Below are 15,703 nucleotides of genomic sequence, written 5' to 3' on the forward strand. Positions count from 1 at the left end.
CGATTTGCGATTGTCAATATACGAAACGTATATTCCCCGTATGATCGCCACCCCATGGGAATCGTCAAAATATCCGACCAATTGCACGACCAGATCCGCCTGTCCAGCGCGGCCCTGGGTCGATCCATCAACGCCCAGGCCGAGCATTGGCTGCGTGTCGGCCAGTTGGCCGAACACCATCCCCATCTCGACTACGCAGGCATCTGCGCCCTGCTGCTGCAAGAGGCCGCGGCCACGCTGAAGCTGGGCGAGCCCGAAGCAGCGCCGGCTCCCGCCGATACGGCAGCACGCCGCCCGCGCCCCGTGCGCCTGTCGGAAGGCCTGCAATGAGGGGCGCCAAGCTGCGCAGCGTCCCGCTGCACGATGCCCTCGATATCGGGCAATCACGCAAGGCCGGTGGCCTGGCCGCCCGCGTCCTGCAGATGCTGGTGCCCCACGTGCAGCCAGGCGTCAGCACCGAGCACCTGGACAGGCTCTGCCATGACTTCATCGTCGACGAACTGCGCTGCGTGCCCACCAACGTGGGCTACCACGGCTTTCCGAAGACGGTCTGCACCTCGCCCAATCACGTGGTCTGCCACGGCATCCCCGACGCCCGTCAGATCCTGCGCGAGGGCGACATCCTCAACGTCGACGTGGCCGTGACCACGCCCGAGGGCTGGATCGGCGACACCAGCCGCATGTACTACGTGGGCCAGCCCTCCAACCAGGCGCGCCGCCTGGTGGAGACCACCTACGAGGCCCTGCTGGCCGGCATCCGCGCCGTGCGCCCCGGCGCCACGCTGGGCGACATCGGCCATGCCATCCAGACCGTGGCCCAGCGCGAGCGCTTCAGCGTGGTGCGCGAGTACTGCGGCCACGGCATCGGCAAGGTCTACCACGACGACCCCCAGGTGCTGCACTACGGCCAGCCCGGCCAGGGCATGGTGCTGGAGGCCGGCATGATCTTCACCATCGAGCCCATGCTCAACGCCGGCAAGGCAGCCACGCGCGAACTGGCCGACGGCTGGACGGTGATCACCAACGACAAGTCGCTGTCCGCCCAGTGGGAGCACATGGTGGTGGTGACCGACACGGGCTTCGACGTGCTCACGCGCTGGCCCGAGGGCACGGGCAGCTACGCGGCCATCTGAGCATGGCGTCCAACTACCTGTACCTGGGCCTGGCCATCGTCGCCGAGGTGGCGGCCACCTCCTGCCTCAAGCAGTCCGAAGGCTTCACGCGGCTGTGGCCCAGCGTGGTCACGGTCCTGGGCTACGCGCTGGCCTTCTACTTCCTGTCGCTGACGCTGCGCACCGTGCCCACGGGCGTGGCCTATGCGATCTGGTCGGGCGCGGGCATCGTGCTGATCTCCCTGGTCGGATGGCTCTGGCAGGGCCAGACGCTGGACCTGCCCGCGCTGGCGGGCATGGGCCTGATCGTGGCGGGCGTGCTGGTCATCCAGCTGTTTTCCAAGACGGCCGGACACTGAGCCGCTGCCCGCGCTGCGGCCTGGCCATCAGCCCGTGATGGCCTGGACCGATCCGGCCTGGCGGCGCAGCTCGAACTTCTGGATCTTGCCCGTGCTGGTCTTGGGCAACTCGCCAAAGACCACGGCACGCGGCACCTTGTAGCCGGCCAGGTGCTTCTTGCAGTGGGCCACGATGTCTTCGGCCGTGGTCTGCGCGCCGGCCTTCAGCTCGATGAAGGCGCAGGGCGTCTCGCCCCACTTGGGATCGGGTTTGGCCACCACGGCGGCGGCCAGCACGGCCGGGTGGCGGTAGAGCACGTCCTCGACCTCGATGGACGAGATGTTCTCCCCGCCCGAGATGATGATGTCCTTGCTGCGGTCCTTGATCTGTATATAGCCGTCCGGATGCTGCACGGCCAGGTCGCCCGTGTGGAACCAGCCGCCGCGGAAGGCCTCGTCCGTGGCCTGCGGGTTCTTCAGGTAGCCCTTCATGGCGATGTTGCCCTGGAACATGATCTCGCCCATGGTCTGGCCGTCATGGGGCACGGGTTCCATGGTCTCGGGATCGAGCACGCTGGCCGAGCGCTGCAGGTGGTAGCGCACGCCCTGGCGGGAATTGAGGCGCGCGCGTTCGCCGATGTCCAGCCCATCCCAGGCTGCATGCTTGGCGCAGACCGTGGCCGGGCCGTAGACCTCGGTCAGGCCGTAGACATGGGTGATGTCGAAGCCCAGCTGCTCCATGCCCTCGATCATCGAGGCCGGTGGCGCGGCGCCTGCCACCATGGCCTTGACTCCGGCGGGCACGCCCTCCTTCATGGCGGCCGGCGCATTGACCAGCAGGCCGTGCACGATGGGCGCGCCGCAGTAATGCGTGACGCCGTGGTTGCGGATGGCGTCGAAGATGGCCTGCGCCTCCACCCGGCGCAGGCAGACGTTGACGCCGGCGCGTGCCGCCACCGTCCACGGAAAGCACCAGCCGTTGCAATGGAACATGGGCAGGGTCCACAGGTAGACGGCGTGCTTGGGCATGTCCCACTCCAGCACATTGCTGATGGCATTGATGGCCGCACCCCGGTGGTGGTAGACCACGCCCTTGGGGTTGCCCGTGGTGCCGCTGGTGTAGTTCAGCGCAATGGCGTCCCACTCGTCGGCGGGCAGCTGCCAGTCGAAACCGGCATCGCCGCCGGCCACGAAATCGTCGTAGTCCAGGCTGCCCACCTGCTCGGCGGCCGGGCCGTACAGCGTGTCCTCGACCTGGATCACCAGCAGCGGCGCGCTGCGCTGGCGCAGCTTCAGCGCCTTGGCCACCACGCCCGTGAACTCCGGGTCCACGATCAGCACCTTGGCCTCGCCATGGTCCAGCATGAAGGCGATGGTTTCCGCATCCAGCCGCGTGTTCAGCGCATTGAGCACGGCCCCCGCCATGGGCACGCCGAAATGCGCCTCCACCATGGGCGGCGTATTGGGCAGCATCACGGCCACGGTGTCGTTCTTGCCCACGCCCGCCTTGTGCAGGCTGCTGGCCAGTTGGCGGCAGCGCGCATAGGTCTCGCCCCAGTTGCGGCGCAGCGTGCCGTGGACCACGGCCAGCCGCTCGGGATAGACCTCGGCCGTGCGGGCGATGAAGCCCAAGGGGCTGAGCGGCGCATGGTTGGCGCTGTTGCGGTCCAGGTGCTGGTCGTAAATGTGGGTCATCGTGGTCTCCGGTTCGCTGGGGTTCTTGGTGTGATGCAGGTCTGCCATTGCAGACTGGCGAAACCTGAAGATATAGCAAGACAGGCTTACACAAGCTTGATGCGCGACCACCGGGCGCGCCACCGCACAGGCCCGGATAACCAAAGCGGCATGCATGGTCTTTGCAGGGCATCACAACTTTCAGAATTTCATGGAAATTGAAAATACTCATGCAAAACAATCACTTGACCTGCCTGCAGACGCGCCCCAGCCTGTCCCCAAGGCGACTTCACAACCACAGTCCTCTATAAGACATCATTTATCAGATGACTCGGCCGCACGGCCTCGGCTTCACTCGTAGAATCGCCGCTTGGATTCGCCGGCCAGCACCGCTGGAAGGCGAATAAGGAGTTCCTAGAGGAGTCGCCTGGCAACGCTCCAGGCATCGTTGGAGACGAGCCTGCACCCCACCGGTGCAGGCTTTTTTTTGCTTCAGCGCAGGCTCAGGGACTGGCGCTTCCAGGCCGGGTCCTGCCAGCGCTGGAACAGCGGCAGGGCGGACACATCGCCGGTCACGCGCTCGGTGGCCAGGCCGTCCAGCCGCACCACTTCGAAGCTCTTGCGGTAGCGGCCCTGGCCACGGGCCTCGCGCGCCACCAGCATCAGCTGGCCGCCAGGCACCCAGCCCGCCCATTCGGCCACGCCGGTCTCCGGCGCGGTGGCGGCGGGGGGAAGCACATCGGCCAGCCAGCCGCCTTCGGTCTTGCGCAGCACCCACAGTTCGCGCCAGCCTTCCAGCGGCTGCACGGCCAGGGCCACGGCCGTGCCCTCGCGGTTGGTGCTGGCCGATGCAGCCCACACCAGGCCATAGGTGCAGCGGCGCAGCAAAGGGGCCTTGGCGCCGTGCTGGGCGTCCACCAGCAGCACGCAGGTTTCGCCGGCAGCACCGGGCTCGGTCAGCAGCGTCGGGCGGGCTCCGGCAGCAGGAGCCGCAGCAGCAACAGGCGCCAGCGCCCAGCGCACGGCGCTCACCCGCATGGCCGCGTCGTTGTAGGCGCTCTGGTCTTCATCGGGCAGCTCGGACTTGCTGACGCCCGTGAACTCGGCCAGCGCCCGGGCGGCCGATGCAGCCACGGCAGGGTCGGCCATGCGTTTGCGCGCCTGCTGAAAGGCCAGCGCGCCCCACACGCTGGCGCGGCGCATCTGCACGCGGCCGCGCAGGTAGGGCGGCAGGCCGGTCACATCCACGCGCTCCAGCACATCGGCCTGCCAGGCGTACAGGCGGGCGCGCTCATGGGCCGGCAGATCGGGGTCCACGCATTCGGGCCGTGTCAGCGCCAGGGCGGCGCGGGCGCGCTGCGGCGCGTCGGCGGCCGGCATGGCGAGCACGCGGCGGAAGAATTCCCCTTCGTAGCAGACCTGCATGCGGCCTTCGACCTCATAGGTCGCAAAGCGCAGGCCGTAGCCGCTGGCCACATCCAGGTGGGCCGACAGCGTGGCGCCCGAGGTCTTGCCGGGCGCAGCGGCGGAGGCGCGCCGCGCCAGCCGTTCGGCAAAGCCGCCCAGTGCGTCGAAGGCCTGCGCGCCTTCGGCGCCAGCCAGGGTCCTGGCGGGCGCGGCCTGCAGGTAGGCGGCCGCCAGGCCGATGCCCAGCGCCTCGGCACCGGGCGTGTCCTGCACGAAGCGCAGCACGGCCAGCAGCGGGGGGGCATCGGCCTCTGTCAGGGCCACACGGCGCACATCGCTGGCGCGGATGAAGCCGCCGCGCTCGCGCTTGTGGTCCCAGACCTGGAGGTAGTCCAGGCGTTCGCCCCTGATCTCCAGCACCTCGCCCTGCCACAGGCTGGCCTGCTGCTGGGCGCCATCGCGCGGCGCGGCGCGCAGGCTGGCCTGGTCCTGCACCACGATGGCGCTGCCCATGCCGGTGGCCAGCGCTGCGGCGGCCAAGGTCGATACGGTCAGCATGGCTTATTGCTCCTGAACGGCTGCGTTGGCATCTTCGGCCGCCACGGAGGCTGCGCCGGCCTGTGCATTGCGGCTGCCGCCCAGCAGGGCCGCGCCGATGAAGTCGCCATTGGTCGGCGGGGGCGCGATGATGACCTGGATCTTGTCCGAGAGCTTGTCGGCCAGCGTCTTCTGGATGAGCAGCGGGTAGCGCGTGACCAGGGTGCCTTCGCGCGCCATCTGCTCGGCGTTGACCTTGCCCAGGCGGTCCATGCGGAAGGCCTCGGCCTCGGCCAGCTTCTGGCGTGCATCGGCTTCGCCATTGGCCTCGATGCGGCGGGCCTGGGCGCTGCCCTCGGCAGCTTTCACGCGGGCCACGCGCTCGGCCTCGGCCTCCAGCTGGCGCTGCTCGATCTGGCGCTGCTTGAAGGGCAGCACATGCTTCATGGCCTCTTCCTGGGCACGCGCCGCAATCACCTGCTCGCGTGCGGCGGCTTCGGCGGCCACTTCGCGGCGCACCTTGTCGGCATTGGCGTCCAGCTCGGTTTCCTTGACGCGCTTGTCCTTGAGCTCCAGCGTGTAGCGCATCTTCTCGGAGGCCAGCTCCTCGGCCAGCAGGCTGTCCATGCCGCGGCGGTACTCGGCGGGCAGGTCCACCTTGCCGATCTGGATGCTGCGCAGCGTGACGCCGTCGGCCGCCAGGCGCGTGCGCAGTTCGGTTTCCATGATCTGGGCGATCTCGGCGCGCTTGGTCGAGAAGATCTCGCGCACGGTGTAGCGTGCGAACACCTTGTAGACCAGGCCCTGCACGGCGGGCTCCACGATGTCGCCGCCTATGTCCAGAGGCAGGTTGCCGGCCTTGACGGCGGGCGATGCGGGATCAAGCGCATAGCGCACGTTCAGGTCCAGACCCAGGGACAGGCCCTCGACCGACTGCAGGGGTGCGCTGCCATTGGCCTGGCGCATGGCCTCCGGACGGTAGCTCTGGTCGCGCAGAGAGAACACGCGCACCGTGTGCAGGCCCGGAACCACCCACACGCTGCCATCGCGCCACAGGCTGACGGAGCCCGTGAACTGGTTCAGGCGCACGCCCAGCGTGCCCTGCTCCAGGTGCTGCACGGGCGGGTTGCGCACCACCACCAGGCCGGCCGCCACCACCACGGCACCGATGGCCAGCCAGCGCACGGTACGTGCCGTGGGCAGCAGGACTGCCCAGTCCACGGGCTGGCGGCGGGGCGCGTTGCCCGGCAGCGTGCCGGCGTCGGCTGCAGGCTCGGAGAAATCGGCGGTGCCGGCTCCGTCCAGGCGGGCGGACTTGCGGCCCGTCAGGGCCTGCATGATGCGGTTCCAGGTGGCTTTCATGGTGTTCTCTCTCTCGGCTGTGATGGCTGTTGTTGGCTGTTGTTGGCTGTTTCTGAGGCACCGGAAACAGGGGTGGCTCATTGAGGACCGATTGTTCGGATCCACCCCGGAAGCAACAACGCAGCGCACGGACCAAAGCGCTCACACCGGCGGCGCAAACGCTCCGGCCCCGGAAGAAAAACTCACACCCGGGCCGGCGCAGGGCCGAGATAATCCCGCGAACACCGCCACGGCGGCCTCCCCCGACCCCACCCCTGCACAGCCCCATGACCCGTATCGCCGTGATCGAAGACGACCTTCCCACCAGCAACCAGTTGGCGGGATGGATACGCAGTGCGCGCAGCGGCATCGTGATCGACCAGTGGTTCACGCGCGACGAGGCCGAGGCCGCCCTGGCGCGCGAGCACTACGACGCCGTGGTGCTGGACATCGAGCTGGGCCGCGAGCGCCATGCCGGCGTGGCCCTGATCAACGCCATCAACAAGCTGGGCCAGGGCACGCCGGTGCTGGTGGTGTCGGCCATGCCGGCCGCCATCTACCGCAGCATCATGAAAGCGCTGGACGCCTGGGACTACCTGCAAAAGACCACGTTCGAGGAGGCCGACTTCATCGAGACTTTCCTCGACATCCTGCGCACCACGCAGCGCGCAGCGCCCGTGGCCGCGCAGGCCGCCGCAGCGCCTGCAGGCGACGCCCTGGTGCTGGACCCGCTGTGGCAGCGCACGCCCACCTGGCGCGGAGAGCGCATCAACCTGCCGCTGACGGCCCAGCGCATCCTGGCCACGCTGCACCAGCGCAGCGGCGAAGTGGTGTCCTACGACGAGCTGTTCGAGGTGGTCAAAAGCGGCCGCAACCGCGACAACGTGCGCAAGCACGTCAGCACCATCCGCGAGGCCCTGCGCGAGGTGGACCCGGGCTTCGAAGGCATAGAGAACGTGCCCATGCGCGGCTTTCGCTGGGTGGGCCAGGCCGGCGCCGCCGCCCGCGCATGAAGCGCCTGCTCAACCCCAAACTGGAGCTGCCCCGGCTGGAAGTTCCGCGCCTGGGCCTGGCCGCCTTCCGCCAGCGCATCCTGCTGCGCGGCGTGTTCGTGCTGCTGGCCGTGGCCACGGTGGCGCTGAGCGTGGTGGTGCTCAAGGACGAGAAGGATCGCGCCTGGCAGGCCTACCAGCACGGCTTTGTGCGCAGCCAGGCCGAGGTCATGGCGCGGCTGCGCCATCCTTCGGGCCGGCTGGCCCTGCTCAACGCCGGCCACCTGGGCCAGGGCGTGACGCCGCTGGCGCCGCTGCTGCTGCCCTATGCGGCCATCGACTTCGACGATCCGCAAAAGTCCCAGCAGGCCGTGGAGATGGCTGGCTGCTCGGTGCAGTATCCCGATGGCGCCTCGCTGTGCGCGGCCATCGGCAACAATCCCTACGCAGGCGGCTTCATCTATCTGGTGGGCAGCTTCTTCGCAGGCGAGCTGACACCGCGCGAACGCGGCTCGCGCGAGCCCGCCCAGGCGCACCGCGCCCGCATCACGCTGGACATGCGCGGCAGCACCTACCGCTGGATCGCCCCCTATGAGGCCATGCCGCAGCAGGGCAGCAGGGCCGGCAACGGCGAGCACGGCCGGCTCACCGGCTTTGTGGACAACGGCACGCCCCAGCTTGACGCCCGCGCGCGGCCCGTGCGCGATTTCCGTGGCTGGCTCTGGCAGAACGGCCATTGCCGCGACCTGCCGCCTGGCGTGCAGGGCCATGCGGGCAATGACAAGACGCCCCCTGCAGCCGATTGCCTGCGCCGCACGCACTACTCCATCCGCCTGCCGGTCGAGCTGTTCCGCGAGGCCCTGTTCCGCAGGGACGTGCGCCCCGTCTGGCCGCCCGAAGACCTGGGCAGCATGCGTGTGCGCGTGGAAATGCTGGCCCCGGGCGAAGCGGCCGCGCCCCTGTTCGACAGCAATGCGCCGGGGGCGCAGCTGGCCGCCTCGCTCAACGACATCTCGCGCAGCCTGCTGCCCGGCGAGCGCGTGCAGATCCGCAAGGTGGGTGCCGACGAGGCCAGCGCCATCACCCTCAAGGGCGTGGATGTGCAGGCCGCGCCGTCGGCGCCCTGGCTGCTGCGCCTGATCAGCTGGCTGCCGCTGCATGCGGCCGGCGTCTCCGCCGCCACCATGACCCCGGCCGTGCCCACGGGCCAGGACATTCTGGACACGCCCACGGGCAACTACACCGTCAGCTTCACCGGCCACCCGCGCGATGTGGAGCAGGGCCTGGCCGCCGTGGCCACGCGCCTGTCCTGGTACCTGGGCGCCATGCTGGCCGCCATTGCGCTGGCCTGGCTGATCGTCGAGCTGGGGCTGATCCGCCGCGTGACCGCCCTCACCCGGCGCGCCGCCGCCGTCTCCTACAACGTGCAGGACGGCCATGTCGGGCCACGCCTGGGCGATCTCGAAGTGTCGGACCTGCGTGGTTCCGACGAGCTGGGCATTCTGGCCGGCGGCCTGGCCGACCTGCTGCAGCGCGTGAAGGACGACCTGCAGCGCGAGCAGCTGCGCGCCCAGCAGGAACGCGACATGTGGCATGCCGTGGGCCACGAAATCATGTCGCCCCTGCAATCGCTGATGGTGCTGTACGGCCCCGACGACCCCGGCCACCGCTATGTGCAGCGCATGCAGCAGGCCGTGCATGTGCTCTACGGCACGGCATCGCCGGCCGAGGCGCTGCAGGCCGCCCCCGTGCCGGAGGGCCGGCTGGACCTGGACGCCTTCCTCAGCCACGTGGCAGCCAACGCGCACTATGCGGGCATTGCCGATGTGGTCTACGAAGGTGGGAACAAGAGCGGGAGCGCGGGAGCCGCCGGCGCCGTGATCGTGCGCGCCGACGAATTTGCCCTGGAGGACGTGGTCACCCACATCCTGCGCAATGCCGACAGCTACCGTCCGGCCGGCACGGCCATCACGCTGTCGCTGTCGGCCTCCGAGTCCACCGCCAGCGCCACGCTGCACAACCAGGGCGCCACCATTGCGGAGGACCTGCTGGAGCGCATCTTCGAGCTGGGGGTGTCCGCGCCCCAGGAGCCTTCTGCCGCCAGCGGCGCCGAGCACCGGGGACAGGGCCTGTTCGTGGCCAGGACCTACATGGCCAAGATGGGCGGCACGATCAGGGCCCACAACACGCGCGATGGCGTGGCCTTCACGCTGACCTTCCAGCGCCTGGGCTGAGGGCCGGGCGCTGCCGGCCAGTGCCCCCGGGGCACGGCCGGATGGCCCCGCGAAGGCACAATACGCGGGTGTCCATTCCCCAATCGTTCATCCAGGAGTTGCTCGCGCGCGTCGACGTGGTCGACATCGTGGGCCGTTACGTACAGCTCAGGAAGGGCGGCGCCAACTTCATGGGCCTGTGCCCTTTCCACAGCGAGAAGTCGCCTTCCTTCACCGTCAGCCCCAGCAAGCAGTTCTATCACTGCTTCGGCTGCGGCAAGAACGGCAACGCCATCGGTTTTCTGATGGACCATGCCGGCATGGGCTTCGTTGAGGCCGTGCAGGATCTTGCCGGCCAGGTCGGCCTGCAGGTGCCGCAGGACGACATCAGCCCGGCCGAGCGCGAGCGCCAGGCCGCCCAGAAGCAGAAACAGGCCACCCTCACCGACGTGCTGGAAAAGGCCGGTGAATCTTTCCGCAAGCACCTGAAAGCCTCCCCCCAGGCCATCGAATACCTCAAGCGCCGCGGTGTCTCGGGCGAAACCGCCAGGCGCTTCGGCCTGGGCTATGCGCCCGCCGGCTGGCGCAACCTGGCCAGCGTGTTTGCGCATTACGACGATCCGCAGCTCGAAGAATCGGGCCTGGTCATCGTCGGCGAGGACGACGGCAAGCGCTACGACCGCTTCCGCGACCGGCTGATGTTTCCCATCCGCAACGTCAAGGGCGAGTGCATAGGCTTCGGCGGCCGCGTCTTCGGCGACGAGAAGCCCAAATACCTGAATTCGCCCGAAACCCCGGTGTTTCACAAGGGGCGCGAACTCTACGGCCTGTTCGAGGCCCGCACCGCCCTGCGCGACATGGGCTATGCGCTGGTCACCGAAGGCTATATGGACGTGGTGGCCCTGGCCCAGCTGGGCTTTGCCAACGCCGTCGCCACGCTGGGCACGGCCTGCACGCCCGATCACATTCACAAACTGTTTCGATTTACTGACGCCGTCGTTTTCAGCTTCGACGGCGACGGGGCGGGCCGGCGCGCCGCGCGCAAGGCGCTCGATGCGGCCCTGCCCTATGCCAGCGACACGCGCAGCGTCAAATTCCTCTTCCTGCCCGCCGAACACGACCCGGACAGCTTCATCCGCGAATACGGCAGCGAAGCCTTTGCCCGCTACGTGGGCGACGCGCTGCCGCTGAGCCGCTTTCTCATCGAGGCGGCCAGCGAAGGCTGCGACCTGGGCCAGGCCGAAGGCCGTGCCCACATGGCCAGCAATGCCCGCCCCCTGTGGACGGCCCTGCCTGACGGCGCGCTCAAGCGCCAGCTGCTGGGCGAGATCGCCGAACTCGTGCAGCTCGATGCGCGCGACCTCTCCGACCTGTGGTCGCAGGAAGCCGCTCGCAGCGGCCCGGCGCGGGGCTCCATGGCCGGCGGTGCTTCCCATCCGGGCCAGCAGGCCGGCCATGCACCGGCCGCGCCCGACTGGGGCCAGCCTGTCGAATACGGCGCGCCTTCGGGCTGGCACGAGCGTGGCGGCCATGGAAGCGGCGCGGGCGGCTGGCGCAGCGGCGAGCCCGGGCGCGGCGGCAAAAAGCCCTGGCCGCGCAAACCCTGGGACAAGAATGGCCGGGCCGACTTCAACCCGCCCCCCATGGGCCCGCGTGGCGCGCCAGCCACACGCACCGACCAGGCGGCACGCCTGCTCATGGCGCACATGGAATTCATGGAAGAACTCACCCACGAGGACTTCGAGGCACTGGCGCACTGCTCAGGCGAACATGGCGCCATGTTCCGCTGGATGGAGGCACAGTTCCAGGAATCCGGGGCCCGGCCCTTTGCCGTGCTGCGCGAACAACTGCGCGGCCTGCCTCACGAAACGCTGGCAGACAGGCTCATGAGCGGCCCCCACGCGCATCCCGAGGGCGAACTGCCCGAGCTGCGCCGTGAGTTGCGTGATGTCCTCAATCGCATGGTCATCGTCCACATCAAGGCCCAGATCGACGAAGCCTTGCGCGACATGGCACGGGACCCCAGCGCCGCCCAGCGCTATCGCGATCTCTTTGCCCGACAGCAGGCCCTGGAAAACCAGATGCGCACTTCCTCTTGAAATCGAGGTAAGCAGATATAATTGGGGGCTATCGGCAAGAGCGACAGCAGCACCTCCGGACCGGGCCCCGTGACGAACTCACGTGATTGCAGCAACTGCACGGCCCAATTTCCCGCAAGGACTGCACACCAAATGATCGCCCAGACATCTTGCCTGGAATATGTACGCTTCCCTGGCGGGCCTAGTCCGTCCGCGCGCGCTTAGGCGGCGCTTGTTTGAGTTTCCCTTTGTGTGTGTTCGCTCCCGACCGTGAGGTGCTCATGCCCGTTTCAAAGTCCGTGAAGTCCAAGCAGGCCCCCGAAGCTCCAGCGAAGCCCAAGACTTCGACAACCTCTTCAGCCCCGGCCGTCAAGGCCGGTGCCGGCAAAGCCGCTGCAGGACCGAAGAGCGCCGCATCTGCGGCCAAAGCAAAGAAAGATACCGACGTGGTAACCAAGTCCCAAGCCGAACTCAAAGCCATGGCCGACGAACTGCTCGCCGCCGCGACGCCCAAGCGTGGCCGCAAGAAGGCAGCCGAAGGCGACGACGCCCCCGCCCAGACAGAAAAGAAGCCTGCTGCCGCCAAGAAGGCGCCGGCCAAGGCCGCCACCTCCACCGCTGCAGCCAAGACCCCCGCCAAGCGCGGCCGCAAGCCCAAGGCCAAGGAAGCGGGCGACGACATGGACGACGCCGACCTGTCGGACATCGATGGCGACATCGATGGCGAAGTGGAAGGCGAAGTCGAGACCGAAGTGGAAGTCGAGGTCGAGGCCTCCTCGGCCCCGGCTGAAAAGGTCAAGCCCCTGCGCATGAAGATCAGCAAGGCCAAGGAACGTGCCTTGATGAAGGAATTCGGCCTGGACGAAACCGTCCTGACCGAAGAGGAAATGTCCACCCGCCGCCAGCGCCTGAAGGCGCTGATCAAGCTGGGCAAGACGCGCGGCTACCTGACGCACAGCGAAATCAACGACCACCTGCCCGACAAGCTGGTCGATGCCGAGACGCTGGAAGTCGTGATCTCCATGCTCAACGACATGGGCGTGGCCGTCTACGAGCAGACCCCCGACGCGGAAACCCTGCTGCTGAACAACACGGGCCAGTCCGCCACCACCGAAGAGGAAGCCGAGGAAGAGGCCGAAGCCGCCCTGTCCACGGTGGACTCCGAATTCGGCCGCACCACCGACCCCGTGCGCATGTACATGCGCGAAATGGGCACGGTGGAGCTGCTGACGCGCGAAGGCGAGATCGAAATCGCCAAGCGCATCGAAGGCGGCCTGATGGACATGATGGAGGCTATCTCGGCCTCGCCCGCCACCATCGCCGAAATCCTGGCCATGTCCGAGGAAATCCGCGAAGGCAAGGTCGTCATCTCCACCATCGTCGACGGTTTCGTCAACGCCAATGAGAACGACGACTACGTGGCCGAAGAAGACTTCGACGAATACGACGAAGAGGACGACGACGACGGCAAGGGCGGCTCCAAGGCACTGACCAAGAAGCTCGAAGAACTCAAGAATGAGGCGCTGCGCCGCTTCGACGCCATGCGCGAGAACTTCGACAAGATGCACAAGGTGTACGACAAGGAAGGCTACGGCACGCCCACGTACATCAAGGTGCAGAAGGCCCTGACCGAAGAGCTGATGACCATCCGCTTCACGGCCAAGACCATCGAGAAGCTGTGCGACCTCGTGCGTGCCCAGGTCGATGACGTGCGCAAGAAGGAACGCGAGCTGCGCAAGATCATCGTGGACAAGTGCGGCATGCCGCAGGAAACCTTCATCGCCCAGTTCCCGCCCAACCTGCTGAACCTGCAGTGGGTGGTGGAGCAGGTCGCGGCCGGCAAGCCCTGGAGCAGCGTGCTGGAGCGCAATGTCCCGCCCGTGCAGGAACTGCAGCAGAACCTGATCGACCTGCAATCGCGCGTGGTCGTGCCGCTGGACGAGCTCAAGCGCATCAACAAGCGCATGAACGACGGCGAGCGCGCCAGCCGTGACGCCAAGAAGGAGATGATCGAGGCCAACCTGCGCCTGGTGATCTCCATCGCCAAGAAGTACACGAACCGCGGCCTGCAGTTCCTGGACCTGATCCAGGAAGGCAACATCGGCCTGATGAAGGCCGTGGACAAGTTCGAATACCGTCGCGGCTACAAGTTCTCGACCTATGCCACGTGGTGGATCCGCCAGGCCATCACGCGCTCGATCGCCGACCAGGCGCGCACCATCCGCATCCCGGTGCACATGATCGAGACCATCAACAAGATGAACCGCATCTCGCGCCAGCATCTGCAGGAGTTCGGCTTCGAGCCCGATGCGTCCATCCTGGCGGCCAAGATGGAGATCCCGGAAGACAAGATCCGCAAGATCATGAAGATCGCCAAGGAGCCGATCTCCATGGAAACGCCGATCGGCGACGACGACGATTCGCACCTGGGCGACTTCATCGAGGACACCAACAACACCGCTCCCGTGGACGCCGCCATGCAGGCCGGCCTGCGCGACGTGGTCAAGGACATCCTCGACGGCCTGACCCCGCGCGAAGCCAAGGTGCTGCGCATGCGCTTCGGCATCGAAATGTCCACCGACCACACGCTGGAAGAAGTGGGCAAGCAGTTCGACGTCACGCGCGAACGCATCCGCCAGATCGAGGCCAAGGCCCTGCGCAAGCTCAAGCATCCGAGCCGCTCGGACAAGCTGCGCAGCTTCATCGACTCGCTGTAAGGCGCTGTGGATGCCGCCCCCCCCGGGCCGGCAACCGCCCTCAGGAAAGCCCCGCACTCCCCTGCGGGGCTTTTTGTTTGTGGCCGGCCATCTGCCGGGCAGGGCGATGGTGGCGCGATAGACTGCCGCCTTTGTCTGCAAGGGCATCAGCATGGCTCTCGAAATCGAACGCAAATACCTTGTGGCCGACCCCGGCGTCGTGACCGGCCTGACCGGCGTGCGCATGGCGCAGGGATACATCGCCGACAACGGCATGTGGGTGCGGGTGCGCATCGCCGGGGACACCGGATTTCTCACGCTCAAGGGGCCGGCACGCGGCATGAGCCGCGCCGAATTCGAATACCGGATTCCGCTGGCCGACGCCGAGACGCTGCTGGCCCAGCACTGCGCGCATGGCGCACTCGAAAAGGTGCGCTACATCGTGACGGTGGACGGCTTCGACTTCGAGGTCGATGTATTCGAAGGCCCGCTGGCCGGGCTGGTCACGGCCGAGATCGAACTGGCCAGCGAGGATATCCAGCCGCCCTCGCCCGCCTGGCTGGGAGCGGAGGTCACCGCTGATCTTCGCTACAGCAACGCGCAACTGGCCAAGACCCGGCAGGTGCCTTCACCGGCCGTGCTGCCGGGCTGATGCAGGACGGCCTTGTGGACGCCCCGGGGCTACGGGGAGGCTACACGGAGGCCACCAGGGGGCGACAGAGGCCGCAGGGACTGACTGCCGGAACTTCCTGCGCTGTGCAGCGGCTCAGCCGCCGGCCCGGTCCAGGGCCATCGTCTGCACGCGCAGTTCGCAGCCCTCGCGCAGCGGCTGCAGCCCGCCCACAGGCCGGAAGCCGTTCGCCAGGTACAGGCGCATGGCGGGAGAGTCGGCATCGGTCACACCCAGCCGCACACGCTGCATGCCCTTGTGCCAGGCCCAGGCGACGGCCTGGGCCAGCAGGGCTTGGCCCGCACCCCGGCCACGCACGGCGGGATCGACCCACATCTGGAAGAGATCGGCCACGCCGGGCTCGGGGGCACACAGCTTGCACCAGAGCAGGCCGCAGGCCTGGCCGCCGTTGACGGCGAAGAGCACCCTGTCCCAGCCGCCGGCAACGGCGGCCTGCAGCCGCACAGCCCAGTCCGCGTCAACCCTTGCGGCCTCCGACTCCCAGGTGCTGCCGAAGGCGTCGGGCGCATCGCGCAGGGCACGCAGGCGGATATCCCGGTACTGCGGCCATTCATGGGGTTCAACGGGGCGGATGGAGATCATGGTGCGTCCTTAGGCAGACAAAAAAGGGTTGGCATCGGGAGC

At 67.8% G+C, this 15,703-nt stretch carries 12 protein-coding genes; 8 read left to right on the forward strand and 4 right to left on the reverse strand.

Annotation, left to right across the window (positions count from 1 at the left end; translation table 11 throughout):
* Positions 1–54: 54 nt before the first annotated feature.
* The 3 genes from ACF8ML_RS14025 to ACF8ML_RS14035 are packed head-to-tail and all read left to right on the forward strand — an operon-like array spanning position 55 to position 1,471.
* Complete coding sequence (locus ACF8ML_RS14025) at positions 55–330, forward strand: ParD-like family protein (protein WP_016447576.1); 276 nt, start codon at positions 55–57, stop codon at positions 328–330.
* Positions 327–1,133 (forward strand): type I methionyl aminopeptidase, encoded by an 807-nt coding sequence (gene map, locus ACF8ML_RS14030; RefSeq protein WP_046240831.1) that lies wholly within the window; start codon positions 327–329, stop codon positions 1,131–1,133. Before ACF8ML_RS14025 ends, map begins: the two co-directional genes overlap by 4 nt.
* A gap of 2 nt (positions 1,134–1,135) precedes the next feature.
* A complete protein-coding gene (locus ACF8ML_RS14035; RefSeq protein WP_012206837.1) occupies positions 1,136–1,471 on the forward strand; it encodes an SMR family transporter in 336 nt (111 codons plus the stop codon).
* 27 nt (positions 1,472–1,498) lie between these two features.
* Here ACF8ML_RS14035 and ACF8ML_RS14040 read toward each other — a convergent pair whose 3' ends face one another.
* The 3 genes from ACF8ML_RS14040 to ACF8ML_RS14050 form a co-directional block, all read right to left on the reverse strand.
* Positions 1,499–3,145, reverse strand: a complete 1,647-nt coding sequence (locus ACF8ML_RS14040; protein ID WP_047326759.1) for an acyl-CoA synthetase — start codon at positions 3,143–3,145, stop codon at positions 1,499–1,501.
* A 471-nt stretch (positions 3,146–3,616) separates the two neighbouring features.
* On the reverse strand, positions 3,617–5,089 hold the full coding sequence (locus ACF8ML_RS14045) for a hypothetical protein (protein ID WP_047326692.1): 1,473 nt from the start codon (positions 5,087–5,089) through the stop codon (positions 3,617–3,619).
* A 3-nt stretch (positions 5,090–5,092) separates the two neighbouring features.
* Positions 5,093–6,430 (reverse strand): SPFH domain-containing protein, encoded by a 1,338-nt coding sequence (locus ACF8ML_RS14050; RefSeq protein WP_016451278.1) that lies wholly within the window; start codon positions 6,428–6,430, stop codon positions 5,093–5,095.
* Positions 6,431–6,696: 266 nt separating this feature from the next.
* Between ACF8ML_RS14050 and ACF8ML_RS14055 the strand changes: the two genes are divergently transcribed.
* From ACF8ML_RS14055 to ACF8ML_RS14075, 5 genes are all read left to right on the forward strand, one after another.
* On the forward strand, positions 6,697–7,422 hold the full coding sequence (locus tag ACF8ML_RS14055; protein WP_016447581.1) for a response regulator transcription factor: 726 nt from the start codon (positions 6,697–6,699) through the stop codon (positions 7,420–7,422).
* The gene (locus tag ACF8ML_RS14060) at positions 7,419–9,635 is read left to right on the forward strand and encodes a sensor histidine kinase (protein WP_392407266.1); all 2,217 of its coding nucleotides are present in this window, start codon (positions 7,419–7,421) and stop codon (positions 9,633–9,635) included. Before ACF8ML_RS14055 ends, ACF8ML_RS14060 begins: the two co-directional genes overlap by 4 nt.
* 41 nt (positions 9,636–9,676) lie before the next feature.
* Positions 9,677–11,713, forward strand: coding sequence for a DNA primase (gene dnaG, locus ACF8ML_RS14065; protein ID WP_016447583.1), 2,037 nt, complete (start codon positions 9,677–9,679; stop codon positions 11,711–11,713).
* A 260-nt stretch (positions 11,714–11,973) separates the two neighbouring features.
* Positions 11,974–14,409, forward strand: a complete 2,436-nt coding sequence (gene rpoD / locus ACF8ML_RS14070; protein WP_016447584.1) for an RNA polymerase sigma factor RpoD — start codon at positions 11,974–11,976, stop codon at positions 14,407–14,409.
* 151 nt (positions 14,410–14,560) lie between these two features.
* Positions 14,561–15,040, forward strand: a complete 480-nt coding sequence (locus ACF8ML_RS14075; RefSeq protein ID WP_016451277.1) for a CYTH domain-containing protein — start codon at positions 14,561–14,563, stop codon at positions 15,038–15,040.
* 114 nt (positions 15,041–15,154) lie between these two features.
* Here the strand turns inward: ACF8ML_RS14075 and ACF8ML_RS14080 are convergent, their stop codons facing one another.
* Positions 15,155–15,661 carry a GNAT family N-acetyltransferase gene (locus tag ACF8ML_RS14080; protein WP_244387914.1) on the reverse strand — a complete coding sequence of 169 codons (507 nt, stop codon included), beginning with the start codon at positions 15,659–15,661 and terminating at the stop codon, positions 15,155–15,157.
* Positions 15,662–15,703: the final 42 nt, after the last annotated feature.

The sequence above is a fragment of the Delftia sp. WSY_10 genome (genome assembly GCF_043104705.1).
Classification (GTDB): domain Bacteria; phylum Pseudomonadota; class Gammaproteobacteria; order Burkholderiales; family Burkholderiaceae_C; genus Comamonas; species Comamonas tsuruhatensis.

Bases quoted from the DNA above. Each gene is read 5' to 3' on its own strand.
- ACF8ML_RS14025 (WP_016447576.1), top strand. From the start codon at position 55: ATGGGAATCGTCAAAATATCCGACCAATTGCACGACCAGATCCGCCTG.
- map (WP_046240831.1), top strand. From the start codon at position 327: ATGAGGGGCGCCAAGCTGCGCAGCGTCCCGCTGCACGATGCCCTCGAT.
- ACF8ML_RS14035 (WP_012206837.1), top strand. From the start codon at position 1,136: ATGGCGTCCAACTACCTGTACCTGGGCCTGGCCATCGTCGCCGAGGTG.
- ACF8ML_RS14040 (WP_047326759.1), bottom strand. From the start codon at position 3,145: ATGACCCACATTTACGACCAGCACCTGGACCGCAACAGCGCCAACCAT.
- ACF8ML_RS14045 (WP_047326692.1), bottom strand. From the start codon at position 5,089: ATGCTGACCGTATCGACCTTGGCCGCCGCAGCGCTGGCCACCGGCATG.
- ACF8ML_RS14050 (WP_016451278.1), bottom strand. From the start codon at position 6,430: ATGAAAGCCACCTGGAACCGCATCATGCAGGCCCTGACGGGCCGCAAG.
- ACF8ML_RS14055 (WP_016447581.1), top strand. From the start codon at position 6,697: ATGACCCGTATCGCCGTGATCGAAGACGACCTTCCCACCAGCAACCAG.
- ACF8ML_RS14060 (WP_392407266.1), top strand. From the start codon at position 7,419: ATGAAGCGCCTGCTCAACCCCAAACTGGAGCTGCCCCGGCTGGAAGTT.
- dnaG (WP_016447583.1), top strand. From the start codon at position 9,677: ATGGCCCCGCGAAGGCACAATACGCGGGTGTCCATTCCCCAATCGTTC.
- rpoD (WP_016447584.1), top strand. From the start codon at position 11,974: ATGCCCGTTTCAAAGTCCGTGAAGTCCAAGCAGGCCCCCGAAGCTCCA.
- ACF8ML_RS14075 (WP_016451277.1), top strand. From the start codon at position 14,561: ATGGCTCTCGAAATCGAACGCAAATACCTTGTGGCCGACCCCGGCGTC.
- ACF8ML_RS14080 (WP_244387914.1), bottom strand. From the start codon at position 15,661: ATGATCTCCATCCGCCCCGTTGAACCCCATGAATGGCCGCAGTACCGG.